The organism is Streptomyces violascens (genome assembly GCF_014649955.1).
In the GTDB taxonomy this organism is placed as follows: Bacteria; Actinomycetota; Actinomycetes; order Streptomycetales; family Streptomycetaceae; genus Streptomyces; species Streptomyces violascens.
In genome coordinates this window covers 423,243-446,602 of sequence record NZ_BMUA01000004.1, presented here as the reverse complement: position 1 = coordinate 446,602, position 23,360 = coordinate 423,243, and the positions used below count along the sequence as shown (strand labels likewise).

Below are 23,360 nucleotides of genomic sequence, written 5' to 3'. Positions count from 1 at the left end.
TTCTTGTGCGGGGTGGTGTGGAATGCGGGCGGGCTCAGAGGTGGGCGTAGACGTCGTCGAGGGAGATCCCGCGCGCGACCATCATCACCTGGACGTGGTAGAGCAGCTGCGAGATCTCCTCGGCGGCGGCTTCCTTGCCCTCGTACTCGGCGGCCATCCAGACTTCGGCGGCCTCCTCGACGACCTTCTTGCCGATGGCGTGCACGCCCTTTTCCACCAGCTCCGCGGTGCGGGAGGTGGAGGGGTCGCCATTGGCTGCCTTGAGCTGGAGCTCGGTAAAAAGCTCTTCGAAACTCTTAGAGGGTTTGTTCGCCATGATGCTTCTTAGAGTAAGGGGTGGGCCCCGTCGCTCAGCGCCAGGGTTCGCTGACCGTGCGCAGCGTGGCGGCGGTGGCCACGGCGGCGGTGACCGCTTCATGCCCCTTGTCCTCGTTCGACCCTTCGAGGCCGGCCCGGTCCAGGGCCTGCTCCTCGGTGTCGCAGGTCAGCACGCCGAATCCGATGGGTACGCCGGTGTCGACACTGACCTGGGTGAGGCCGTTGGTGACACCCTGGCACACGTACTCGAAGTGCGGGGTACCGCCCCTGATGACGACGCCGAGTGCGACGACGGCATCGTAGCCGCGGCCCGCCAGGACCTTCGCCACGACGGGCAGTTCGAAGCTGCCGGGGACGCGCAGCAGCGTCGGCTCGTCGATGCCGAGTTCGTGCAGGGCGCGCAGGGCGCCGTCGACGAGTCCGTCCATCACCTTCTCGTGCCACTGTGCCGCGACCACGGCGACACGGAGGTCCCCGCAGTTGCGTACGGACAGTTCGGGTGCGCCCTTGCCACTCACGTGCTCTCCTCAGGTGTTTCCGGTGTGCTTGCTTGGCTTACTGGTTGCCGCAGGCGGACATCGGCGTCGATGCCGCGTCCAGCCACGGGAGGTCGTGCCCCATGCGGTCCCGCTTGGTGCGCAGGTAGCTCAGGTTGTGCTCGCCCGCCTGGACGGGCATGGGCTCGCGCCCCGACACCTTCAGGCCGTGCCGTACCAGCGCGGTGATCTTGTCGGGGTTGTTGGTCATGAGCCGCAGGCTGCGCACGCCGAGGTCGGCGAGGATCTGGGCGCCGGCCGCGTAGTCGCGGGCGTCGGCGGGCAGGCCGAGCTCCAGGTTGGCGTCGAGCGTGTCGCGGCCGCGCTCCTGGAGTTCGTAGGCGCGCAGCTTGGAGAGCAGGCCGATGCCCCGGCCCTCGTGGCCGCGCAGGTAGACCACGACGCCGCGGCCGGCCTCGGTGATGCGTTCCATGGAGGCCTGGAGCTGGGGGCCGCAGTCGCAGCGCAGCGAGGAGAAGATGTCGCCGGTCAGGCACTCGGAGTGGACCCGGACCAGGACGTCCTCGCCGTCGCCGATGTCGCCGTGGACCAGGGCCACGTGCTCCACCCCGTCGACCGTGGAGCGGTAGCCGTAGGCGGTGAACTCACCGGCGGCGGTGGGCAGTTGGACCTCGGCCTCGCGGCGCACGGTCGGCTCGGCGGAGCGCCGGTAGGCGATCAGGTCCTCGATGGAGATGATCGTCAGGCCGTGCTTGCGGGCGAACGGGACGAGCTCGGGCAGCCGCAGCATGACGCCGTCCTCGCCCGCGATCTCGACGATGGCGCCGGCCGGGGCGAGCCCGGCGAGCCGGGCGAGGTCGACCGCGGCCTCGGTGTGGCCGTTGCGCACCAGCACGCCGCCGGGCTTGGCGCGCAGCGGGAAGATGTGGCCGGGCCGGACGAAGTCGCCGGAGGCGGAGCGGCCGTCGGCGAGCAGGCGCAGCGTGGTGGCGCGGTCGGCGGCGGAGATGCCGGTGCTCACGCCGTGCTCGGCACTCGCGTCGACGGAGACGGTGAAGGCGGTCTTCATCGACTCGGTGTTGTGGTCGACCATCTGCGGCAGGTCGAGCCGGTCGAGGTCCTCGCCCTCCATGGGCGCGCAGATCAGGCCGCGGCACTCGCTCATCATGAACGCGACGATCTCGGGGGTGGCCTTCTCGGCGGCGACGACGAGGTCGCCCTCGTTCTCGCGGTCCTCGTCGTCGACGACGACCACGGGCCGCCCCGCCGCGATGTCGCGGATGGCCTGCTCGACGGGGTCGAGGGAGAGGTCCTCGCGGTTGTCGGTGGAGTACCAGGTGGGTGCGTGCGTGGTCATGCCGTCGCTCCTTCCAGGACGGGCTTGACGCTCGTGCGCGAGCGCAGCCACCAGTCGCGCAGGCCCCACAGGACGAGCGCGCCGTAAATGACGTAGACGAAGCCGGAGAAGGCGTATCCGTTGGCGAAGTTGAGGGGGACGCCGACGACGTCGACGAGCAGCCAGGCGAACCAGAACTCGACCATGCCTCGGGCCTGGGCGAACATCGCGACGATGGTGCCGACGAAGACATAGGCGTCGGGCCACGGGTCCCACGACAGGGCCGGGTAGGCGGTGAAGAGGGCCGCGACGGCGACCGTGCCGAGGGCGGCACCGCCGAGCAGGAAGGCCCGCTCGCGCCAGGTGGCGAACCGTACGGCAATGGAGCCGTCCTGCGCCTGCTGCCGGCCCCGGCTCCAGGCGAACCAGCCGCCTGCCGCCACGACCATCACCACGACCTGCTTGCCGGCGCTGCCGGAGAGGTGTCCGGCGGCGAAGGCGACGAACAGGATGAGGCCCGACACGAACTGGGCGGGCCAGGTCCATATGGACCGGCGCCAGCCGAGCGCGAGGGCTATCAGACCGATCGTGTTGCCGATCATGTCCGACCACTTGATGTGCTGACCGAGGACCGTGAAGGCCTCGCCGTTCAGCCAGTTCACTGCGCTCACTTGTCGTTCCCCCCGTGGCTCGCGCCGAGCAGCCGCTCGACGTACTTGGCGATGACGTCGACCTCCAGGTTGACCGGGTCGCCGGGCTGCTTGATGCCGAGCGTGGTCAGCGCGAGGGTGGTCGGGATGAGGCTGATGGTGAAGTAGTCGGCGGCGGCCTCGACCACCGTGAGGCTGACGCCGTCCACGGTGATGGAACCCTTCTCCACGACGTACTTGGAGAGGTCACCGGGCAGGGCGATCTTGACGATCTCCCAGTTCTCGGAGGGGGTGCGCGAAAGCACCGTGCCGGTGCCGTCGACGTGGCCCTGGACGATGTGCCCGCCGAGGCGGCCGCCGACGGCCATGGGCCGCTCCAGGTTGACCCGGGAGCCGACGTCCAGGGCGCCGAGGCTGGAGCGCTTCAGCGTCTCCTCCATCACGTCGGCGGTGAACTCGCCGTCGCCGAACTCGACGACCGTCAGACACACGCCGTTGACGGCGATCGAGTCGCCGTGTCCGGCGCCCTCGGTGACGACGGGGCCGCGCAGACGGAAGCGGGAGGCGTCACCGAGGTTCTCGATGGCGGTGACTTCGCCCAGCTCTTCGACGATTCCGGTGAACACGTTCAGCGCTCCTTGGCGAGAGGGGTGGCAGTGATGCGCAGATCGGGGCCGATGCGCACGGTCTCGGTGATGTCGAGCCGCAACGCCTCGGTGATGGTGGAGATTCCTGCTCCGGCGAGCGCGGTGGGCCCGGCGCCGAGCAGGGCGGGCGCGAGGTAGCCGACGACCTTGTCGACGGCGCCCGCGGCGACGAAGGCCCCGGCCAGGGTGGGGCCGCCTTCGAGGAGTACGGAGCGCACGCCGCGCGCGTGGAGGGCGGCGAGCAGCGCCGGGATGTCCAGACCGGTGGCGGTGCGCGGCAGGCGCAGGACCGCCGCTCCGGGCAGGTGGGCCGCGTCGGCGTCCTCGGCGACCGCGATCAGGGTGGGCGCGGCGTCGTCGAGGATGCGGGCGCCGGGCTTGACCGCGGTGGCGTTGGTGTCGACCGCCACCCGCAGGGGCTGGGTTGAGCCTTCGATATCGCGGACGGCGAGGTGCGGGTCGTCGGTGCGGGCGGTGCCGGAGCCCACGACCACGGCGTCGGACTCGGCGCGCAGCCGGTGGACGTCGGCGCGCGCTTCGGCGGAGGTGATCCAGCGGCTGGTGCCGTCCTCGGCGGCGGTCCTGCCGTCGAGGGTCGCCGCGTACTTCCAGGTGACGTGCGGGCGGCCGAGCCGTACGGAGGTGAGCCAGGCGGTGTTGACCGCCTCGGCCTCGTCGGCGAGGAGGCCCTGCTCGGCGTGGACGCCGGCCGCGCGCAGGGTGTCGGCGCCGCCGGTGGCCTGGGGGTTTGGATCGCCGACCGCGTAGAAGACGCGGGTGACGCCGGCCGTGATGAGCGCCTGGGCGCAGGGGCCGGTGCGGCCGGTGTGGTTGCAGGGTTCGAGGCTGACGTAGGCGGTGCCGCCACGGGCGCGCCCGCCTGCGGCTTCGAGGGCGTGGACCTCGGCGTGCGGGCCGCCGGCCCGCTGGTGGAAGCCCTCGCCGACGACCGCGCCGGAGGCGTCGGTGATGACGCACCCGACGACCGGGTTGGGGCTGGTGGAGCCGAGTCCGCGCGCGGCGAGCTCAATGGCTCGGCGCATGGCGTCTGCGTCGGCTGCGGTGGCCACCGGGTCCTCCTGCCTCTTCGGGCACGGACTCCGGGGCCTGTCGATGACGACAGAAAGCGGGTAAAGACCATCGCGCACAGCTCACGCCACGGCCGAAAGAGACCGGTGCCCTGGATGGCGACCGGTAACAGACGGCCGGCGCGACCGTGGAACGGTCCGCCCGCCGCGCACTGCCTCCCATCCGGACTTTCACCGTCGGTCCAGGAATTTCACCTGGTCAACCGGCCGCTGGATGCGGACGGGTCGCGGACTATTACCGCCGGTTCGGAATTACACCGACCCCGGAGTGCGCTGCTGCTGGTACAGGGCCAGTGTGCCACGCCTGATCGAAGGCCATGCGAGCGAGGGGATGTGGCCTGGCTCACAGGATGGCCGGATTCGAGCGGCACTCCAGCCAGGATCCGGCGGCACCCCAGGGGCAGGACTTCCCCTTTGGTCCATACCTATTGACGCACTGGTCTAGTCCTTTTAATCTCTGCGTCACCTCCGAGGAGAGGCCCGCCGGTGTGCGCACGCCGGGGCCGTGCACGACCACCGCCATGTTCGTTGTGTTCCGCCCGACCTCCCAGGAGGAACTGCTCGTGCTCTCCCCCACCCGCAGACGGGCCGCGCTGCTCACGACCGCCACCGCGGTCGCCGGGCTGCTGTTCGGCTCGCTGTCCACCGGCGTCTCGCAGGCCGCCGCCGACAACGAGGCCTGTCGCCCCGACGGCCTCTACAAGACTCCCGGCGTCGATGTCCCGTACTGCTCGGTGTACGACACCGACGGCCGCGAGAAGATGGGCGGCGACCACCAGCGCCGCGTGATCGGCTACTTCACCGGCTGGCGCACCGGCCAGGACGGGACGCCCGCCTACCTCGCCTCCGACATCCCGTGGGACAAGCTCACCCACATCAACTACGCCTTCGCGCACGTCGGTTCCGACAACAAGATCTCCGTCGGCACGGACAGCGAGAAGAACGCCGCGACCGGAATGACCTGGCCCGGCGTCTCGGGCGCCGACATGGACCCCTCGCTCCCCTACAAGGGCCACTTCAATCTGCTCAACAAATTCAAGAAGCAGCACCCCAATGTGAAGACCCTTATTTCCGTGGGCGGCTGGGCCGAGACCGGCGGCTATTTCGGTGACGACGGCAAGCGCGTCGACTCCGGCGGCTTCTATTCCATGGCCACCAACGCGGACGGCTCCGTCAACCAGGCGGGCGTCGACACGTTCGCCGACTCGGCGGTGGCCTTCATCAAGAAGTACGGCTTCAACGGCGTCGACATCGACTACGAATACCCGACGACGATGAAGGACGCGGGCAACCCGCTCGACCTGACGATCTCCAACGCCCGCCGGGCCGGTCTCGTCAAGGGCTATGCCGCTCTGATGAAGTCGCTGCGCGAGAAGCTCGACCGCGCGGGGGCGGCCGACGGAAGGCACTATCTCCTTTCGGTCGCGGCACCGTCCTCCGGCTATCTGCTGCGCGGCATGGAGACCTTCCAGGTCCAGCAGTACCTGGACTACGTCAACATCATGTCGTACGACTTGCACGGCGCCTGGAACCAGTACGTCGGCCCGAACGCCTCGCTCTTCGACGACGGAAAGGACGCGGAACTCGCGGCCGCCGGCGTCTATTCCACCTCCCAGTACGGCGGAATCGGCTATCTCAACGCCGACTGGGCCTATCACTACTTCCGCGGTTCCCTGCCGGCCGGGCGCATCAATATGGGCCTGCCGTACTACACCCGCGGATTCCAGAATGTGCAGGGCGGCACCAACGGGCTGTGGGGGAAGGCGCCTTCGACGAAATGCCCGGCCGGTGCGGGGCTCACCGCCTGTGGTGACGGCGCCGTCGGCATCGACAACCTCTGGCACGACCTGGACGCGGACGGCAAGGAGGCGCCCGCCGGTTCCAACCCGATGTGGCACGCCAAGAACCTGGAGAAGGGCATCGTCGGCGACTACGTCGGCAAGTACGGCCTGCCCGCCGACACCAGGCTGACCGGCAGCTACGTCCGCCAGTACGACGCGACACTGGTGGCGCCCTGGCTCTGGAACAACCAGAAGAAGGTCTTCCTGTCCACCGAGGACGAGCAGTCCGTCAACACCAAGGCCGACTACGTCGTCGACAAGGGCATGGGCGGCACCATGGTCTGGGAGCTCGCGGGCGACTACCGGTGGAACGCGGCCAAGGGCCAGTACGAGCAGGGCTCGACCCTGACCGGCGCGATGTACGACAAGTTCAAGTCGGCCGCCCCGTACGGCAACAAGCGCTCCACCATCGACCTGCCGACGCAGGCGCTCCCCATCGGCGTGGACTTCGGGCAGTTCCCGCTCGGCGACTCCAACTACCCGATCAGCCCGAAGGTGACGATCACCAACAACACCACGGCGACGCTGCCCGGCGGCACGGAGTTCCAGTTCGACTACGGCACTTCGGCCCCGGCCAACGCCAAGGACCAGTCCGGCTTCGGCACGACGATCGTGCGCAGCGACCACACCGCGGCGAACAACATCGGCGGACTGAAGGGCGACTACAACCGCGTCTCGCTGAAGCTGCCGAGCTGGCAGTCACTGGCTCCGGGCGCCTCCGTCACCCTCGACTTCGTCTACTACCTGCCGGTTTCCACCCCCTCGAACTGGACGGTGACCTTCGGTGGCAAGACCTACGCACTGGCCGGCGACCACACCCGGGGCGCTGTGGTGAGCGATCCGGGGACCGCCTCGCCCTCCCCGACGCCTTCGGGCTCGGCAAGCCCTTCGCCGTCGCCCACGCCTTCGGGCGGCACGTGCGCCGCGCCGCTCTGGTCGGCGGGTGCGGAGTACGGCGGCGGCACGACCGTCTCGTACAAGTCGCACACCTGGAAGTCCAAGTGGTGGACGAAGGGCGAGGAACCGGGTACTACCGGTGACTGGGGAGTCTGGCAGGACCTCGGCGCCTGCTGATCCGGCTCTCCGACCCATACGCCCGGCGGCGGTCTCCCGGCCCTTGGCCGCCGTCGGGCTTTCACACCCGAAGCGACCTCACGCCTTCGGTGCGAACAGGTCGTCCTGGGCCGCGTCCCGTGCGGTGAGCAGGGCGCCGCTCAGGACCGCGCCGTCGCCCAGTTCACTCGGTCTCACCTCGGTGGCAAGGGGCGTCAGGGCGGCCAGGGCGCGCTGAACGCGGCCGGCGAGCAACTGCCCGCCCGCATGGCCCAGTTCGCCACCCAGGACGATCACTCCGGGGTCGAGGACCGCGACGACGCCCGCCGCCCCGATCGCGAGCCGCTCGGCCAGCACGTCGAGGAAGGGCCCGTCGGCATCCCGTACGGCCTCCTCCACGCTGCCGGACCGCCCGTGCGCGGCGGCGAGACGGGCCACCGCGCCCGCGTGCACCAGCTCGTGGAAGCCGCCGTCGCAGCCGGTCGCGGACGGCAGGCCGCCGGTGCCGGGCACCGGCATGAATCCGATCTCGCCCGCGCCGCCCGAGGCGCCCCGGCGCAGCTTCCCGTCCAGGACGACGGCCGCGCCGATGCCCTGCCCGAGCCACAGCAGCACGAAGGTGTCCTGCCCGCGGGCCGCGCCGAGCCGCTGCTCGGCCACGGCGGCCAGGTTGGTCTCGTTCTCGACGATCACGGCGGCGGGCAGGCGCCCGGCCAGGACGCGGACGAGTTCGCGGTGCCAGGCGGGCAGCCCGCTGGTGTCGCGCAGTTCGCCGCTCGCCGGGTCGATGAGGCCGGGGGCGCCGATCCCGACGCTGTGCAGCCGCTCGGCGCCCGCCTCCTTGGCAGTGCGTTCCAGAAGGGCGACGGCCTGCTCGACGGCGGGTCCCGTGCCGGCCTCCGGTTCGATCGGCAGGGTCGCCTCGGCCAGCGGCGCCCCCAGCAGATCGGCGACGACGAGGGACACGCTGTGCGTGCGGACGTCCAGGGCCGCGAGATGGGCCCGGTCGGCGACGATCGCGTACAGGCGCGCGTTGGGGCCGCGCCGCTCGGCGCCCGACTCCCCCACCACGTGGACCAGGCCGGAGCCCCGGAGGCGTTCGACGAGGTCGGCGACGGTGGGCCGGGAGAGTCCGGTGAGGTTCTTGAGCTGGCCTGCCGTCAACGGGCCCTCGTCCTGCAGGAGGCGCAGGGCGAGCCGGTCGTTGATGGCCCGGGCGGTGCTCGGGGATGCGGGCATGCCGGGAATCCTTCCAGATCAACGAAAGCGGGTTGCGACCCGTTCTATTTATCAGGCAGGGTTCCTGATAGTTTACGGGGCGGCGGCGGGGAGGCCGCCCCGAGGGAGGGAATCGGGTCGATGGCAGCCGAACCGGCTCTGGATCAACGGCAGTTGAGGCGGGCGCGGATCGCGATCGCCGCGGTGTTCTGTGTGCACGGCGCGGTGACGGGCAACTTCGCCACCCGGGTCCCCTGGATCCAGGAGCACGCCGGGGTCTCGGCGGGGCAGCTCGGCCTCGCCCTCGCCTTCCCGGCGATCGGCTCGTCCCTGCTGATGCCGCTGTCCGGCGCCATCACGCACCGGTTCGGGGCGCGGGGCGCCCTGCGCGGGCTGCTCGCGCTGTGGACGCTTGCCCTGGCGCTGCCCGCGCTCGCCCCGAACGTCTACACGCTGTGCGCGGTCCTCTTCGCGTACGGCGCGAGCGCGGGCATGGCGGACGTGGCGATGAACGCGCTCGGCGTGGAGACCGAGAACCGGCTCGGCCGCTCGATCATGTCCTCGCTGCACGGCATGTGGAGCGTGGGCGCGCTGGTCGGCTCGGCGGCCGGGACGCTGGCCGCGCACCTGGGGGCCGACGCGCGGCAGCACCACATGGTGGCCGCCGCCGTGCTGACCCTGCTCGGCCTGGCCGCCTGCCAGGGCGTGCTCGATCTGCGCAGCGCCCCCGAGGAGGCGCCGCCGCCCCGGTTCGCGCTGCCGCCCCGATCGGCGCTGGTCATCGGCGCGGTGGGGTTCTGCGCGGTGGTCGCCGAGGGCGCCAGCCTCGACTGGTCGGCGGTCTATCTGCGGGACGTGCTGGACACCTCGGCGGGCACGGCCGCGGCCTGCACCACCGCGTTCACACTGGCCATGGCCGTGGCCCGGCTCGTGGGCGACACGGGCGTGGACCGCTTCGGCGCCGTGCGTACGGTGCGCTGTGGAGGCATCCTCGCCACCCTGGGCGGGCTGCTCGTGGTGGTCGCGCCGGGCGCCGCGGTGGCGATGGCCGGGTTCGGCCTGATGGGCCTGGGCGTGGCGGTCGTGGTGCCGCTCGCGTTCGCGGCGGCGGCCCGTAGTGGGCCCAACCCCAGCCAGGCCATCGCGGGCGTCGCGACCATCACGTACACCTCGGGTCTGGTCGCCCCGTCCGCGATCGGCGGGATCGCCGATCTGACGTCCCTGGTGGCGTCGTTCGGCCTGGTGACCGTGCTCGCGCTCGGCCTGGTGGCGGGGGCGCGGGTCCTGCGGGCGGGCGCCCGGCCTTGCGAGGCGGCGGACGCGGCGCCGGTCCATCAGGCCTGAACCGGCGCCACGCGCGGGGTCAGCCGGCGATGGAGTCGAGCTGTTCGGCGGCCGGGCGCAGGGCCCACAGGTCACCGCCGGGCGGCGCCTGGAGCCTCGGCACGGCCGCCCTCGCGTCAGTGTCCCCGGCGTCGGCGGCGGCATGGACGACGTCGCTCGCCGCGTACCGGTAGAACTCCAGCTCCGGATGCGGCCAGGCGACGGCCCCGGTGGCGGCGGGCAGCAGATAGCGCACGGCCTTGAACAGGCTCTGCCCGTGCGGTCCCCGATACGCCCACAGGTCGACGCCGACCTGCTCGCCGATGGCGGCGAGCCGGGTGTGGGCGACGAGGTCGAAGGTCGAGTAGTGCCAGCTCCGGGTCCTGTCCAGCTCCTGGGGCTGGCTGCCGTCGGCCGCGATCTGCGGGTCGATCCGCCGCTTCTCGGCGCCGAGGACGGTCCGGCGGGCCAGGTCCTTGTTTCCGGCGGCGAGGGCGAGGGCGGCGATCTGGAGGTCCTGGAAGGTGCCGTGGTTGTTCTGGGCCGCCGACTCCTCCTTGCCGAACGCCGAATTCACCTCCCAGTCCAGGAACTTCTTGTTCCAGTCGAGCATTGAGGCGTGGTCGCTCGCCTTCCATCCGGGCGCCCCGGTGTCGAGGATGGCGACGGCGTCGAGAACGCTGGAGTACTGCTGCGAGAAGTCGATGATGCCGATCGCCCGGCCGTCGTACTTGCAGGGGATGAACTGGCCGTGGTTCAGGTTCGGGTTCATCCGTGTCGCCGGGGCGAGGAACCAGGTGCGCAGGATGTCGGAGGCGTGCTCGGCGTACTGCTCCTTGCCGGTGTAGTACCAGGCCAGACTGAGGCTGGTGACCGAGTTGAAGACCTTGCCGAGGTCGGGCCTGTCGGTGCCGGAATCGACCTCGGGATTGCGCTCGCCGTCCTTCTGGACGTACGGGCAGCCCCAGGGGTTCTCGGCGGTCTTCGGCTGCGAGGGCCACCAGTACGGGGCCTGGCTGAGGTAGTCGTGCGGGTCGCCACCCGGGGCCGGCTTCGGCTTGTCGACGACGGTCCAGGGCCCTTGGGCGAGCCAGCCGTCGGCGGTGGCCGTCAACTTCCGTACGGTTTCACGCAGTTGGGCGTCCCCCTGATCGAGCCGCCGCTTGGTGTCCTGGAGCCGCTTCCCGTCCAGGACCACGGTGCGGGGCGCTTCGCCGGCGGCCGGGGCGGCGTACGTGGTGGCGGGTACGAGCGCGGAGGCGAACGCCACCGCGAAGGACAGCACGGCGACGAGCCCACGGCGGGGTCTTCCGCTCATCGAGCACTCCCATCGAGTCGGGACACGCGAGGCATGGTCATGTATATGAACCCAATTCACGAACAAGACCGTGCGAGCGTAGAGGCCACCCTTCCGGCTGACAATGCCCCGGGCGCGGATTCACGGATGGGACCTTCGGCCCCGTCGCTCCGGTGATGGGCGCCCTTGATCCGGCATTAATATTTGGCCTGATCTTTTCGAGACTTTTCGAGTCACCGACCCCTACGGACGAACTGGAGCGACCCATGCGCCTCGGCGTGCGCTGGACCCTGCACGGCGACGGGCGGACCCCCGCTCCAGGAGCCGTCGTACGCCCCGACGAACGGCTCTCCTGGCCGCGCACCATCGGACTCGGCGCCCAGCACGTGGTCGCGATGTTCGGCGCCTCGTTCGTCGCCCCCGTACTGATGGGCCTCGATCCCAACCTCGCGATCATGATGTCCGGCATCGCGACGGTCATCTTCCTGCTCGCGACCAAGGGCCGGGTGCCCAGCTACCTCGGCTGCTCGCTCTCCTTCGTCGGCGTCGCCGCCGCGATCCGGGCCACGGGAGGCACCAGCGCCACCGTGACCGGCGCGGTCTTCGTGGTGGGCGTGGTGCTGTTCTTCGCGGGCCTCGCGGTGGCGCGGTTCGGCGCGCGGATCATCCATGCCGCGATGCCTCCCATCGTCACGGGCGCCGTCGTCATGCTGATCGGCTTCAACCTGGCTCCGGTCACCGCCTCCACGTACTGGCCCCAGGACCAGTGGACGGCGCTGATGGTGATGCTGTTCACCGGTCTGGCCGTGGTCTGTCTGCGCGGCTTCTGGTCCCGGATCGCGATCTTCCTCGGGCTGATCTTCGGCTACGGCATCTCCTGGCTGCTCGACCGCGTCTTCGGGAAGATCCACTCGGTGCACGGCGGCGCGGAGGCCGTGGACCACTGGCGCCTGGACCTCTCGGGCGTGGGCAGGGCCGACTGGATCGGGCTGCCGAGCTTCCACGCGCCGAGCTTCGAATGGTCGGCGATCCTCGTCGCCCTGCCCGTCGTCATCGCCCTTGTCGCCGAGAACGCGGGCCACGTCAAGGCCGTCGGCGAGATGACCGGCGCCGACCTCGACGACAAGCTGGGCACCGCGATCGCCGCCGACGGCGCCGCCTCCATGCTGTCGACCGCGGTGGGCGGCCCGCCGAACACCACGTACTCCGAGAACATCGGCGTCATGGCCGCGACCCGCGTCTACTCGACCGCCGCCTACTGGGCCGCCGCCGGATTCGCGCTGCTCTTCGGCGTGTGCCCCAAGTTCGGCGCGGTCGTCGCGGCGATCCCGGGCGGCGTGCTCGGCGGCATCACCGTCATCCTTTACGGCATGATCGGCCTGCTCGGCGCGCAGATCTGGATCAACGCGAAGGTCGATCTGCGCAACCCGCTGAACCTGGTGCCGGCCGCCGCGGGCATCATCATCGGCATCGGCAACGTCAGTCTGAAGTTCACCGAGAACTTCCAGCTCAGCGGCATCGCGCTCGGCACGATCGTGGTCATCACCGGCTACCACGTGCTGCGCGCGCTGGCCCCGGCCCACCTCAAGAAGCAGGAGCCGCTGCTGGATTCGGGCACGTCGTCGTACGAGAAGGACGCCTAGCCCCCAGCCCCGGAAGCGTCCCGGTTCATCCGTTCCGGTCAAGCCCCCTTACGGCGGTGCTCGGCGCGGCACTGGACTGGGACGCTGCCCCCATGACGCAGACCGTAGGGACGCCGACGGGATTGGCGCAGACCGGACACCTCGCGCGCACCCACCGGTTCGCCGCGCCACTTGACCCCGTGATCCGGCGGATGCGCGCGCTGCGGGCCGATCTGCCGGCCCGGGACGGCATCGCGGTCTTCAACCGCGTCTACCTGACGGTGACCGAGGAGATCTCCCGGCTCATCGCGCACGACGGCTTCGCCGATCCGGCGGCCGCCGCCACGCTCGACGTGCTCTTCGCCGGGCGCTATCTCGGGGCCGTGGAGGCGACGTCGGCGGGCCGGCGCCCACCGGACTGCTGGCGTCCGCTGTTCCAGTACCGGCGCCATCCGGGCGTGCGGCCGCTGCAGTTCGCACTGGCCGGGATCAACGCGCACATCGGGCACGACCTGACGCTCGCCGTGGTGGACAGCTGCCGCTCGCTGGACTGCGAACCCGCCCTCCTGGAGCGGGACTTCGACCGGGTCGGCGACATGCTCACCCTTCTTGAGGAGCGGATCCGCGAAGAACTCATGCCGGGGCCCGACCTGTTCGAGGTGGCCGATCCGATGACCCACCTGCTTGCGTCGTGGAGTCTGGAGCGGGCGCGGGACGCCTCCTGGTCCGCGGCGAAAGTCCTGTGGCAGTTGCGGGAACTTCCGGCCCTGGCCCGGGAGTTCACTGATCGGTTGGACGCGGGCGTGGGTCTGGTGACCCGGTGTCTGCTGACACCGCTTCCGGTTCCCGACTGACTTTCGGTTCCCGACCTTTCGGTTCCCGACGGAGGAGCACTCCATGGCAATCCGGCTCGGACTCGGCCTTCCGCAGATGAGGCAGTACGACATCGGCCGCGACGTGCCCGCGGTGGCGCGGGCCGCCGAGGAGATCGGTTTCGAGAGCCTGTGGGTCTTCGAGCGGGTGCTGTTCCCCGAGCCGGCGACGCAGGGGCTGTACGGGGTCGAGGGCCTGCCCTGGCCCGACATCTACCGCTCGGTCGCCGACCCGCTGGTCACCCTCACGCTGGCGGCGGCCGCGACCGAGCGGGCCCGGCTCGGCACCAGCGTCCTGGTCGCCCCGCTGCACGTACCGTTCCAACTGGCGCGCTCGCTGGCCTCGTTGGACGCGGCGAGCGGCGGCAGGGTGGTCGCCGGGCTCGGCACGGGCTGGTCGCACGACGAGTACGCGGCGGCGGGCGTGGCGCCCTTCGAGAAGCGCGGCAAGGTCCTCGACGAGCTGCTCGACGTGTGCGCGGCCGTGTGGGGCCCCGATCCGGTCGCCTACCAGGGCGAGCTGACGACGATCGCCCCCTCGGTCGTCGGCCCCAAACCGGCCCGCCCGATCCCGGTCTACCTCCCGGCCATGAGCCCGAAGTCGGCCCGCCGCCTGGTGGACCGGGCGGACGGCTGGCTGCCAGCGGCCCAGGGCGCCGCCCAGCTCACCGAGGAGTGGACGAGGCTGAAGGAGCTGGCCGAGGAGCGCGGCCGCGAACGCCCGATCGAGGTATGCGTGCGGGTCAACACCCGCTACTCGTCAAAGCCGTTCGAGGGCGCGGAGCGACCGCCGTTCACCGGCAGCGCGGCCCAGATAGTCGAGGACGTAGCGGCCCACGCGGTGGACGGCATAGGCGAATTCCTCCTGGACCTCCAGGGCTCGGCCCGGGACGCGGAGGAGCTGAAGGACGTGGCGGCGGAGGTGTACGGGGCGGTGCGGGCAGCGGGCTTGTAACGACTGAGGGGGCTGCGGCCCAACCCCCTGAACCCGTTCGGCGTTCGGCGTTCGGCGTTCGGCGTTCGGCGTTCGGCGTTCGGCGTTCGGCGTTCGGCGTTCGGCGAAGGAGGTTGCCGCATCTCCTGGGGGGGGCTCGCGGCAACTCCCAGCCCGTCCGGCGGTTGAGGACGAGCGCCCTCAAGGCGCGACCCGGGGGCCGGGGGCGGAGCCCCCGGCGCCTCAAGGCCGAGCCTGCTCAGTCCTCCGGAAGCTCGACCGGGGCGATCGAGTCGTACAGGTCACCCGGCCCCGGATTGGCCGCATCGGTCGTACCGCCGAAGTGGTGCATGACCCCCCACACCGCGTTCAGCGCGGTCTGCACCGCGCCCTCCGCCCACCCCGCCGTCCAGGAGATGTCGTCCCCCGCGAGGAAGATCCCCCGCTTGTCCTCGGGCAGCGCGTCCTGCATGAAGTGGGTGAAGAGCCGGCGCTGGTAGCGGTAGTGCCCGGGCAGGTTCGCCTTGAACGCGCCCATGAAGTACGGCTCGTTCTCCCAGGAGACGGTCACCGGGTTGCCGATGATGTGGCCCCGGATGTCGACCTTCGGGTAGATCTCGCCGAGCGACTTGAGCATGACCTCCATGCGCTCGCTCGCGGACAGCGGCAGCCACTTCAGGCTGTCGTCGCACCAGGTGTAGGAGAGGCAGATGACGGCGGGCTTGTCCGGCCCGTTGTCGAGCAGATAGGTGCCGCGCGTCATGCGGTCGGTGAGCGTCATCGACATGACGTCGCGCCCGGTGTCCTCGTCCTTGTCCAGCCAGAACGGCCGGTCCACCGGCACGAACAGCTTGGAGGACTCCATGTAGTGGGTGCGCTCCATCGCCGTCCAGTGGTCGATGGGGAAGAGCGAGTCGTCGCAGGCGATCTTGGAGAGCAGCATCCAGGACTGGGCGGTGAAGATGGCCGCGCGGTAGGTGCGGATGTCGCCGTCCGCGTCCGTCACGGTGATGCGGTTGCCCGCGGTGCGGTGCAGGCGGGTCACGGCCGGCTTGGGCGCGCCCTCGTGCAGCGAGGAGAGCGAGGTGCCCGGCGCCCAGTGCACGAGCTTCTCCGGCTCGCGCTCCCACAGCCGCAGCGGCAGCTGCTGGGAGCCGCCGACGATGCCGCGGTGGTGGTCGTCGGCCTCGGTGTAGACGACCCGCAGGATCTCCAGGATGGAGTTCGGGAAGTCGGTGTCCCAGCCGCCGGTGCCGAAGCCGACCTGGCCGAAGATCTCGCGGTGCCGGAAGGACTTGAAGGCCTCCGACTCGCAGAGGAAGCCGTAGAAGGTCTGGTTGTCGAGCTTGTCGACGAGCTTCGCCCAGATCTCGCGGATGCGCGGGATGTCGCGCTCGCGGATCGCCTGGTTCATGTCGGAGAAGTCGGCGCCCTCTTCGAGGCAGGCGTTCCACGCGTCCATGACCTCGCGGTACACGGGCGGCAGCTCGTCGACGGACGTCGCGTAGTGGGACTCGCCCTTGAGGTCGACGACCGTCGAGGGGGTGTCCGGCGCGAGCGGGTTGGGGAACGGCTTGGTCTCCAGGCCCACCAGGTCGATGTAGTGCTGGAGCGCGGTGGAGCACGGGGGGAACCGCATGGCGCCCATCTCGGCGGTGAGCTCCGGGTCGCAGCCCGGGAAGCCGACGGTGCGCAGCCGGCCGCCGATCTGGTCGGCCTCGTACACGACGGGCTTGAGGCCCATCTTCATCAGCTCGTACGCGGCGACGATGCCGGAGAGGCCGCCGCCGATGACCGCGACCTCCGCGCCGTGCTCGGTCGCGGGTATCTGGCCGAGCCCGGCCGGGTGCGCGAGGAAGTCGTCGTACGCGTAGGGGAAGTCCGGCCCGAACATCGTGACGGGCGGCTGCTCGTCGATGTGCTGGACGGCGGTGGGCACCGTGGACGTCATGGGGTACGGACTCCTTGCACAGTACGGAAGTTGAGGGGGCAGGGCCTCACGGCCCGGGGCTCGGGGGCCCTGGGCTCAGGGGGCGGGGGGCTCAGACGAGGGAGGCGTAGAGGCCGGGGCGGCGGTCGCGCAGATACGGGTTGTTCGCGCGCGATGCGGCCAGGAACTCGGGGTCGACGTCACCGACGACCAGTTCGGTGCCCCGCCCGGCGCGGGCCCGCGCGACGCCGTCGGGCCCGGCCAGACAGCTCAGCCCGACGAACTCGAACTCGCCCTCCGGACCGGTCCGGTTGACGTACGCGACGTACATCTGGTTCTCGAAGGCGCGGACCGGGACAAGGGACTCGGCGACGAACTGGAAGGGGTGCATCTGCGCGGTGGGCACCAGGAGCAGGTCGGTGCCGGCCAGGGCGTGCGCCCGTACGTTCTCGGGGAACTCCACGTCGTAGCAGATCATCATGCCGATGCGGAGGCCGTTCAGCTCGGCCTGGACGACCGGCTCGTCGCCCGGCGTGAACGCCTCCTGCTCGAAGCAGCCGAAGAGGTGGGTCTTGCGGTAGTTCGCGAGGCGGCTGCCGTCGGGGCCGATGAGCTGGGCCGCGTTGTAGACGGTGTCGCCGTCGCGTTCGGGGTAGCCGTAGACGACGGCCAGGCCGTGGCGTACGGCGATGTCGGCGACGGCCTGCGCGGAGGGGCCGTCGGCGGCCTCGGCGAGCCGCGCCACGTCGTCGCCGATGGCGTACCCGGTGAGGAAGAGCTCGGGGCAGACGATCAGCCCGGCGCCGGTCTGCGCCGCCCGCCCGGCCGCCTCGTCCAGGGTCTTCAGATTCGCGGCGACGTCCGAGAGACGGCCGGAGCTCTGGAGCAGGGCGGTGCGCAACGGCGGCATGGGCAGTCCTCGGCGGGGCGGAAGTGCAGGGTGGGGTCAATAGACGGTACGTTCCGCCGTTCGGCCCGGACAAGGCACCACCGTTGCGCGCAGCCGCACGATTCATTGCGCGTGATCGTCGATCTCCGGCGATTCGTTGCGCCGCGTTGACGCCGCCCTTACGCCGCAGGTCCCAGGCCCGCCTCCCCCGCGCGGGGGAAACGGTCCACCCGACGGTGCGATGTGCCGGGCCGCCGGGCGCGGAAAGCTGGTCATGGCCCGGAACGACCGGGCAATCCGCATCTCACGACCTTACGGAAGGTCTTGCCATGTCCCGCATCGCGTTCGCTCCCACCCGCACCCGTGTCCTCGCCGTGGGCGCGGCTCTCCTCATCGCCGCCGTGGTCACCGGAGGGGCGTCGGCCGCCGGGAACGGAGCCGACGGCCACACGCCCAGAGAGGCCGCGGCGCTGACCGGCACCGCGAAGCTGTACCGGCCGGCCGGGGACGACATCACGTTCAGCTTCGACGCCCACCTCGCGGCCAAGGACAACATGGACCCGGAGGCGGCGTACGGCACGTTCACCTTCAGGCACGTCTTCCCGAACGGGAAGTCCGGCTGGGCGAAGGCGAAGGTGGACTGCCTGGTGACGGGCGGGAAGGTCGCGGTGGTCACCGGTGTCGTGACCGACTCGGACACCCCGTTCAAGGGCAAGCGGGTCGGCGTCACCGTGAACGACCAGGGCAAGCACGACCGGCTCGGCTACAGCTGGATAGGCAAGGACGCGGAGACGCAGGAGCTGCCGAAGTGCGTGAGCTCGGCTCCCTTCGAAAAGGTGAAGGAGGGCACGGGCGACTTCAAGGTGCTGCCGTGGCAGCCGGTGTACGAGCAGCCCAAGGCCTAGGCTGCGCCGCCACCGCCCGAAGGACTACGCGGGCGACCCGGAGGTATAGCGCCGCAGCAGCGGTGAAAGCACCAGCACCGACTTGGTCCGCTCCACGTACGGCTCGCCCGCGATCCGCTCCAGGACCCGCTCGAAGTGCCGCATGTCGGAGGCGAAGACCTGGACGATCGCGTCCGCCTCACCGGTGACGGTGGAGGCGGACGCGACCTCGGGGTACCGCTCGAGCCCGCGCTTGATCGCGTCGGGCGAGGTGTTGCGACGGCAGTAGATCTCGATGAACCCCTCGGTCTCCCAGCCGAGGGCAGCCGGGTCCACGCGGACGGTGAAGCCGGTGATGGCACCCTCGGCCCGCAGCCGGTCCACGCGCCGCTTGACGGCGGGCGCGGACAGGCCGATCAGCGAGCCGATGTCGGCGTAGGAGCGCCGGGCGTCTTCGGCGAGCGCGTGGACGATGCGTTCATCGAGGTCATTCAGTCGCACTGCGGGTGGATCACTTCTGTGAGGCGGTGGCCAGCCTGGAACGGCGGTAGCCGTATCCGAAGTAGATCACGAGACCGGCGGCCATCCAGTATCCGAAGTACTCCCAGGTGACTCCGGACAGGTTCCACATCAGGTAGCCGCAGCTGAGGAAGCCGAGGATCGGGACGACCCAGCCGAGCGGCACGCGGAAGGTGCGCGGCATGTCGGGGCGGGTCTTGCGCAGGATGACGACGGCCACGTTGACCAGCGCGAAGGCGAAGAGCGTGCCGATGCTGGTGGCGTCGGCGAGGTTGCCGAGCGGCACGGCCGCGGCGAGCACGCCGCAGAACAGCGACACGGCGACGGTGTTGGCGACCGGCGTTCCGCTGCGCGGGCTGACCTTGGCGAACACCTTCGGGACGAGGCCGTCGCGGGACATCGCGAAGAGGATGCGGGTCTGGCCGTAGAGCACGGTCAGGACGACGCTGGCGATGGCGATCACGGCGCAGGCCGCGAGCAAGGTGGCCCAGAAGGAGTGTCCGGTGACGTCCTTCATGATTCCGGCGAGCGCGGCTTCCGAACCCTCGAACTGCTTCCAGGGGCGGGCGCCGACGGCGACGAAGGCGACGAGCACGTACAGCGCCGTGACGATCACCAGCGAGAGCATGATCGCGCGGGGGAGGTCGCGCTTGGGGTTCTTGGCCTCTTCACCGGCGGTGGAGGCCGCGTCGAAGCCGATGTACGAGAAGAACAGCGTCGAGGCGGCCCCGCTCACACCGGCCGTGCCCATCGGCATGAAGTTGGAGTAGTTGCCCGACTTGAAGCCCATGAAGCCGATCACGCAGAACAGCACCAGGGCGGCGATCTTCACGCCGACCATGATCGTGTTGGCGCGGGCCGACTCGCGGGCGCCGCCGAGCAGCAGGCCCATCGCGAGGATCACGACGATCAGGGCGGGCAGGTTGAATATCCCGCCGTCGCCGGGCGGCGCGGACAGCGCGTCGGGGATGGTGACGCCGATCGTGCCGTCCAGGAATTCATTGAGGTACTGCCCCCAGCCGACGGCGACCGCCGCGACCGAGACGCCGTACTCCAGGATCAGGCACCAGCCGCAGATCCAGGCGATGAGTTCGCCGAGCGTTGCGTAAGCGTACGAATACGAAGAGCCCGCGACCGGGATGGAGCCCGCGAGTTCCGCGTAGGACAGGGCGGAGAAGAGTGCCGTGAGGCCGGCGAGCACGAAGGAGATCGTGACGGCGGGTCCGGCCTTGGGGACGGCCTCTCCAAGTACCACGAAAATGCCGGTGCCGAGCGTCGCACCGATGCTGATCATGGTCAGCTGCCACATGCCGAGCGACCGCTTCAGCGAGCCGCCCTCACCCTGGCCACCCTCCGCGACCAGCGTTTCCACCGGCTTGCGCCGCATCAGACCGCGACCGGGGCGCGGGCCCCCGGCTGCGGGGGCATCGGTCGAGGGTGGCGCTGCGCCGTGATCCAACACTGAGGTGGCTCCTTTTCGCTGCCAATCGGCGGCGGGCGACCGCGACGGTCCGGCCTTCCCGCACAGAGGGATATTTCGGGCAGCATGGAGCCTTCCCGTGGCCGGTTCCGCCGAGCAGGCGATCCCCGCCACTCCACGTACGGCGAGAACCTTATGGGTTTCCGCTTCCCGGTCGTAATGCAGCAACCTTGCGCATCGACGGTTGATCATTGCGCGCAAGAGCGACGGATGGGTGTTTGTTGCACATCAACGTTCGATCCGTGCGCAAGCCCTGCTCAGGGCCCTGTTCACGGCCCTGTCCAGTGGTTCTGATCACGGGGCTGCCTTGACACTTCGTCAGGCCTGTTGCAGGGTCGCGCCCCATGGAGCTGGACGTGCCGTACGAGGGGGCCATGAACTGGCTCGATCCGGGCCCTTTCCTGCGGGGGGTGGCCTGGCTGGATGCCGAGGGGCGGCCGGTGCGCGCGGACCCCGACGATGCGATGCGGCTGCCGTGGGACACCGGCGAGCGGGCCGCGCTGCCCATCGGGATGCGGGTCGAGTTCACGGCACGGGGCGCCTCGGCGGTGGAGATCCACTATCGCGCCCGGGTGCCGGAGCCAAAGGACGCGCTGGCCGGACTCGCCCACACCTTCGCCCTCTGGGAGGGCGACCACCTGGTCCACGAGACCGCCGCCGCCCCGGCCGAGGAGGGAAGCGTTGCGATCCAACTCCCCTGCCCCGACGGCCTGTTCATGCTCCACCCGCCCGAGAGCTGCTCCCCTGTGGTGCTCGGCGTGCGCGCGATCGGCGGCCGGATCACACCCGCGCCGCGTGGCCCGCGCTGGCTCGTACACGGGGACTCCATCACGGAGGGCTGGTGGTCGACCCGGCCCGCGCACGCCTGGCCGGCCGTCGCGGGCCGCGCGCTCGGCCTGGACACGGTGAACCTAGGTTACGCGGGCGCGGCGCGCGGCGAACTCCCCACCGCCGAGCAGCTGGCGCGGCTCCCGGCCGACGTGATCACGCTCGCCTTCGGCACCAACTGCTGGTCGCGCATACCGTTTTCGGCCACGCTGATGCACGAGACAACGCTGGCGTTCCTGCGCCTGGTGCGCCGGGGCCACCCGAAAACCCCGCTGCTCCTTCTCTCCCCGCTCCTGCGCCCGGAAGCGGAGGAGACCCCGAACGCCCTGGGCGCGACGCTGGCGGAGCTGAGGGAGGCCATGGAGACCGCGACGCGCCATCTCATCGCGAAGGGCGACCGCCATCTCCAACTGCTGCCGGGGAAGCCCCTGTTGACCCCTAACCACCTGGCGGACGGCCTGCACCCCAATGACGAGGGGCATGCGCTTCTCGGCTCGGCGGTGGCGAGGGCACTGGCCCCGCACATGCCGGAGCCCCCGCGAAAGAAGACGCGGGGGCTCCGGGGCGTACCGGGGTCGAGCGACTAGCTCCAGCTGGCGTGCAGCGGCTTCCCCTCGGCGTAGCCGGCCGCGGACTGGATGCCGACGACCGCCTTCTCCTCGAACTCGGCCAGCGAGGACGCACCCGCGTACGTGCAGGAGGAGCGGACGCCCGCGATGATCGAGTCGATCAGGTCCTCGACGCCCGGGCGGGTCGGGTCGAGGAACATGCGCGAGGTGGAGATGCCCTCCTCGAACAGGGCCTTGCGGGCCCGGTCGTAGGCGGACTCGTCGCTCGTACGGTTCCTGACCGCGCGGGCGGAGGCCATGCCGAAGGACTCCTTGTAGAGGTGACCTTCGGCGGAGGTGTGGAGGTCGCCCGGGGACTCGTAGGTGCCCGCGAACCAGGAGCCGATCATGACGTTGGACGCACCGGCGGCGAGCGCCATGGCGACGTCGCGCGGGTGGCGCACTCCGCCGTCGGCCCACACGTGCTTGCCGAACTTCTTGGCCTCGGCGGCGCACTCCAGGACCGCGGAGAACTGCGGCCGGCCGACGCCCGTCATCATGCGGGTGGTGCACATGGCGCCGGGGCCCACACCGACCTTGATGATGTCGGCGCCGGCCTCGATGAGGTCGCGCACGCCCTCGGCGGCGACGATGTTGCCCGCGACGATCGGGACCTGCGGGTCGAGGCCGCGCACGGCCTTGATCGCGGCGATCATCGACTCCTGGTGGCCGTGCGCGGTGTCCACCACGATGGTGTCCGCGCCGGCGTCCAGGAGCTGCTTGGCCTTGCCGGCCACGTCGCCGTTGATGCCGACGGCGGCGGCGATGCGCAGCTTGCCGTCGGCGTCGGTGGCCGGGGTGTAGAGGGTCGCGCGCAGGGCGCCCTTGCGGGTCAGGATGCCCGCGAGGCGGCCGTCCTTGTCCACGGCGGGGGCGTAGCGGCGGTTGGCGCCGTCGAGCTTGTTGAAGGCCTCGCGCGGGTCGATGTCCGCGTCCAGGAGCAGCAAGTCCTTGGACATGACCTCGGACAGCTGGGTGAAGCGGTCGACGCCCGTCAGGTCGGCGTCGGTGACGACACCGACCGGCTTCTGGTCGGCGTCGACGACGACGCCCGCGTTGTGGGCCCGCTTGGGCAGCAGGGCCAGCGCGTCGGCGACGGTCTGGGTCGGGGCCAGGACGATCGGGGTGTCGAGCACGTGGTGACGCGTCTTGACCCACGAGATGACGTCGGTGACGACCTCGATCGGAATGTCCTGGGGGATCACGACGATGCCGCCACGGCGGGCCACGGTCTCGGCCATGCGGCGGCCGGCGATCGCGGTCATGTTGGCGACGACGAGCGGGATGGTGGTGCCCGTGCCGTCGGGGGAGGCCAGGTCGACGCCCTGGCGGGAGCCCACCGCGGAGCGGCTCGGCACCATGAAAACATCGTCGTACGTCAGGTCGTACGGCGGCTTGATGTCGTTGAGGAAACGCACGTGCTGAACATCCCAGTCGTTCGAGGTGGCCCCAGGCATTTCAGCCAGGGGAAAAGCACGTAGTTCATTGTCCCATGTTCGTACGATTGCGCCGCCCGGGCCGATCGT

The 23,360-nt window shown here is 70.6% G+C and carries 20 protein-coding genes and 1 riboswitch; of the genes, 7 read left to right on the top strand and 13 right to left on the bottom strand.

The window, feature by feature from the left end:
* Nucleotides 1-34 precede the first annotated feature (34 nt).
* The 6 genes from IE206_RS13075 to ribD are packed head-to-tail and all read right to left on the bottom strand — an operon-like array spanning nucleotide 35 to nucleotide 4,518.
* Nucleotides 35-316 carry a phosphoribosyl-ATP diphosphatase gene (locus IE206_RS13075; protein ID WP_189962263.1) on the bottom strand — a complete coding sequence of 94 codons (282 nt, stop codon included), beginning with the start codon at nucleotides 314-316 and terminating at the stop codon, nucleotides 35-37.
* A gap of 34 nt (nucleotides 317-350) precedes the next feature.
* The gene (gene ribH, locus IE206_RS13070; protein ID WP_053724473.1) at nucleotides 351-836 is read right to left on the bottom strand and encodes a 6,7-dimethyl-8-ribityllumazine synthase; all 486 of its coding nucleotides are present in this window, start codon (nucleotides 834-836) and stop codon (nucleotides 351-353) included.
* A 37-nt stretch (nucleotides 837-873) separates the two neighbouring features.
* Nucleotides 874-2,172: a bifunctional 3,4-dihydroxy-2-butanone-4-phosphate synthase/GTP cyclohydrolase II gene (locus IE206_RS13065; RefSeq protein WP_053724474.1), complete on the bottom strand. Its 1,299-nt coding sequence runs from the start codon at nucleotides 2,170-2,172 to the stop codon at nucleotides 874-876.
* Nucleotides 2,169-2,813 (bottom strand): nicotinamide riboside transporter PnuC, encoded by a 645-nt coding sequence (gene pnuC, locus IE206_RS13060; RefSeq protein ID WP_189962337.1) that lies wholly within the window; start codon nucleotides 2,811-2,813, stop codon nucleotides 2,169-2,171. Before pnuC ends, IE206_RS13065 begins: the two co-directional genes overlap by 4 nt.
* Nucleotides 2,814-2,818: 5 nt before the next feature.
* Nucleotides 2,819-3,427 carry a riboflavin synthase gene (locus IE206_RS13055; RefSeq protein WP_189962262.1) on the bottom strand — a complete coding sequence of 203 codons (609 nt, stop codon included), beginning with the start codon at nucleotides 3,425-3,427 and terminating at the stop codon, nucleotides 2,819-2,821.
* A 2-nt stretch (nucleotides 3,428-3,429) separates the two neighbouring features.
* Nucleotides 3,430-4,518: a bifunctional diaminohydroxyphosphoribosylaminopyrimidine deaminase/5-amino-6-(5-phosphoribosylamino)uracil reductase RibD gene (ribD, locus tag IE206_RS13050; RefSeq protein ID WP_189962261.1), complete on the bottom strand. Its 1,089-nt coding sequence runs from the start codon at nucleotides 4,516-4,518 to the stop codon at nucleotides 3,430-3,432.
* A 163-nt stretch (nucleotides 4,519-4,681) separates the two neighbouring features.
* A riboswitch (FMN riboswitch) is annotated at nucleotides 4,682-4,812 on the bottom strand.
* A gap of 287 nt (nucleotides 4,813-5,099) precedes the next feature.
* Between ribD and IE206_RS13045 the strand changes: the two genes are divergently transcribed.
* The gene (locus IE206_RS13045; RefSeq protein ID WP_189962336.1) at nucleotides 5,100-7,451 is read left to right on the top strand and encodes a chitinase C-terminal domain-containing protein; all 2,352 of its coding nucleotides are present in this window, start codon (nucleotides 5,100-5,102) and stop codon (nucleotides 7,449-7,451) included.
* 78 nt (nucleotides 7,452-7,529) lie between these two features.
* Here IE206_RS13045 and IE206_RS13040 read toward each other — a convergent pair whose 3' ends face one another.
* On the bottom strand, nucleotides 7,530-8,669 hold the full coding sequence (locus IE206_RS13040) for an ROK family transcriptional regulator (RefSeq protein WP_189962260.1): 1,140 nt from the start codon (nucleotides 8,667-8,669) through the stop codon (nucleotides 7,530-7,532).
* Between the two features lie 120 nt (nucleotides 8,670-8,789).
* Between IE206_RS13040 and IE206_RS13035 the strand changes: the two genes are divergently transcribed.
* Nucleotides 8,790-9,992, top strand: coding sequence for an MFS transporter (locus IE206_RS13035; protein ID WP_189962259.1), 1,203 nt, complete (start codon nucleotides 8,790-8,792; stop codon nucleotides 9,990-9,992).
* Between the two features lie 19 nt (nucleotides 9,993-10,011).
* Here the strand turns inward: IE206_RS13035 and IE206_RS13030 are convergent, their stop codons facing one another.
* A complete protein-coding gene (locus IE206_RS13030; protein WP_189962258.1) occupies nucleotides 10,012-11,289 on the bottom strand; it encodes an alginate lyase family protein in 1,278 nt (425 codons plus the stop codon).
* A gap of 245 nt (nucleotides 11,290-11,534) precedes the next feature.
* Here IE206_RS13030 and IE206_RS13025 point away from each other — a divergent pair, with 245 nt between their 5' ends.
* The 3 genes from IE206_RS13025 to IE206_RS13015 all read left to right on the top strand — a co-directional run bounded on the left by IE206_RS13025 (nucleotide 11,535) and on the right by IE206_RS13015 (nucleotide 14,717).
* Nucleotides 11,535-12,911, top strand: a complete 1,377-nt coding sequence (locus IE206_RS13025) for a uracil-xanthine permease family protein (protein WP_189962257.1) — start codon at nucleotides 11,535-11,537, stop codon at nucleotides 12,909-12,911.
* A 92-nt stretch (nucleotides 12,912-13,003) separates the two neighbouring features.
* Nucleotides 13,004-13,744, top strand: coding sequence for a DUF5995 family protein (locus tag IE206_RS13020; protein ID WP_226598733.1), 741 nt, complete (start codon nucleotides 13,004-13,006; stop codon nucleotides 13,742-13,744).
* Nucleotides 13,745-13,787: 43 nt separating this feature from the next.
* The gene (locus IE206_RS13015) at nucleotides 13,788-14,717 is read left to right on the top strand and encodes an LLM class F420-dependent oxidoreductase (protein WP_189962256.1); all 930 of its coding nucleotides are present in this window, start codon (nucleotides 13,788-13,790) and stop codon (nucleotides 14,715-14,717) included.
* A gap of 238 nt (nucleotides 14,718-14,955) precedes the next feature.
* Here IE206_RS13015 and IE206_RS13010 read toward each other — a convergent pair whose 3' ends face one another.
* Nucleotides 14,956-16,647 (bottom strand): flavin monoamine oxidase family protein, encoded by a 1,692-nt coding sequence (locus IE206_RS13010; protein WP_189962255.1) that lies wholly within the window; start codon nucleotides 16,645-16,647, stop codon nucleotides 14,956-14,958.
* A gap of 91 nt (nucleotides 16,648-16,738) precedes the next feature.
* Nucleotides 16,739-17,536, bottom strand: coding sequence for a carbon-nitrogen hydrolase family protein (locus tag IE206_RS13005; protein WP_189962254.1), 798 nt, complete (start codon nucleotides 17,534-17,536; stop codon nucleotides 16,739-16,741).
* 308 nt (nucleotides 17,537-17,844) lie between these two features.
* Here IE206_RS13005 and IE206_RS13000 point away from each other — a divergent pair, with 308 nt between their 5' ends.
* Nucleotides 17,845-18,420, top strand: a complete 576-nt coding sequence (locus tag IE206_RS13000; protein ID WP_189962253.1) for a Repetin — start codon at nucleotides 17,845-17,847, stop codon at nucleotides 18,418-18,420.
* A gap of 24 nt (nucleotides 18,421-18,444) precedes the next feature.
* Here the strand turns inward: IE206_RS13000 and IE206_RS12995 are convergent, their stop codons facing one another.
* Together IE206_RS12995 and IE206_RS12990 are read right to left on the bottom strand one after the other, a co-directional pair.
* On the bottom strand, nucleotides 18,445-18,900 hold the full coding sequence (locus IE206_RS12995) for an Lrp/AsnC family transcriptional regulator (protein WP_053724485.1): 456 nt from the start codon (nucleotides 18,898-18,900) through the stop codon (nucleotides 18,445-18,447).
* A 10-nt stretch (nucleotides 18,901-18,910) separates the two neighbouring features.
* Nucleotides 18,911-20,380: an amino acid permease gene (locus tag IE206_RS12990; RefSeq protein WP_226598734.1), complete on the bottom strand. Its 1,470-nt coding sequence runs from the start codon at nucleotides 20,378-20,380 to the stop codon at nucleotides 18,911-18,913.
* 362 nt (nucleotides 20,381-20,742) lie between these two features.
* Here IE206_RS12990 and IE206_RS12985 point away from each other — a divergent pair, with 362 nt between their 5' ends.
* Nucleotides 20,743-21,813, top strand: coding sequence for a GDSL-type esterase/lipase family protein (locus IE206_RS12985; RefSeq protein WP_226598735.1), 1,071 nt, complete (start codon nucleotides 20,743-20,745; stop codon nucleotides 21,811-21,813).
* On the opposite strand, the gene IE206_RS12980 is transcribed toward IE206_RS12985, so the two are convergent.
* Nucleotides 21,810-23,291, bottom strand: coding sequence for a GuaB1 family IMP dehydrogenase-related protein (locus IE206_RS12980; protein WP_189962251.1), 1,482 nt, complete (start codon nucleotides 23,289-23,291; stop codon nucleotides 21,810-21,812). The two genes, IE206_RS12985 and IE206_RS12980, sit on opposite strands and share 4 nt — an antisense overlap.
* Nucleotides 23,292-23,360 lie beyond the last annotated feature (69 nt).

Bases quoted from the DNA above. Each gene is read 5' to 3' on its own strand.
- IE206_RS13075 (WP_189962263.1), bottom strand. From the start codon at position 316: ATGGCGAACAAACCCTCTAAGAGTTTCGAAGAGCTTTTTACCGAGCTC.
- IE206_RS13065 (WP_053724474.1), bottom strand. From the start codon at position 2,172: ATGACCACGCACGCACCCACCTGGTACTCCACCGACAACCGCGAGGAC.
- IE206_RS13040 (WP_189962260.1), bottom strand. From the start codon at position 8,669: ATGCCCGCATCCCCGAGCACCGCCCGGGCCATCAACGACCGGCTCGCC.
- IE206_RS13035 (WP_189962259.1), top strand. From the start codon at position 8,790: ATGGCAGCCGAACCGGCTCTGGATCAACGGCAGTTGAGGCGGGCGCGG.
- IE206_RS13030 (WP_189962258.1), bottom strand. From the start codon at position 11,289: ATGAGCGGAAGACCCCGCCGTGGGCTCGTCGCCGTGCTGTCCTTCGCG.
- IE206_RS13025 (WP_189962257.1), top strand. From the start codon at position 11,535: ATGCGCCTCGGCGTGCGCTGGACCCTGCACGGCGACGGGCGGACCCCC.
- IE206_RS13020 (WP_226598733.1), top strand. From the start codon at position 13,004: ATGACGCAGACCGTAGGGACGCCGACGGGATTGGCGCAGACCGGACAC.
- IE206_RS13015 (WP_189962256.1), top strand. From the start codon at position 13,788: ATGGCAATCCGGCTCGGACTCGGCCTTCCGCAGATGAGGCAGTACGAC.
- IE206_RS13010 (WP_189962255.1), bottom strand. From the start codon at position 16,647: ATGACGTCCACGGTGCCCACCGCCGTCCAGCACATCGACGAGCAGCCG.
- IE206_RS13005 (WP_189962254.1), bottom strand. From the start codon at position 17,536: ATGCCGCCGTTGCGCACCGCCCTGCTCCAGAGCTCCGGCCGTCTCTCG.
- IE206_RS13000 (WP_189962253.1), top strand. From the start codon at position 17,845: ATGTCCCGCATCGCGTTCGCTCCCACCCGCACCCGTGTCCTCGCCGTG.
- IE206_RS12985 (WP_226598735.1), top strand. From the start codon at position 20,743: ATGGAGCTGGACGTGCCGTACGAGGGGGCCATGAACTGGCTCGATCCG.
- IE206_RS12980 (WP_189962251.1), bottom strand. From the start codon at position 23,291: ATGCCTGGGGCCACCTCGAACGACTGGGATGTTCAGCACGTGCGTTTC.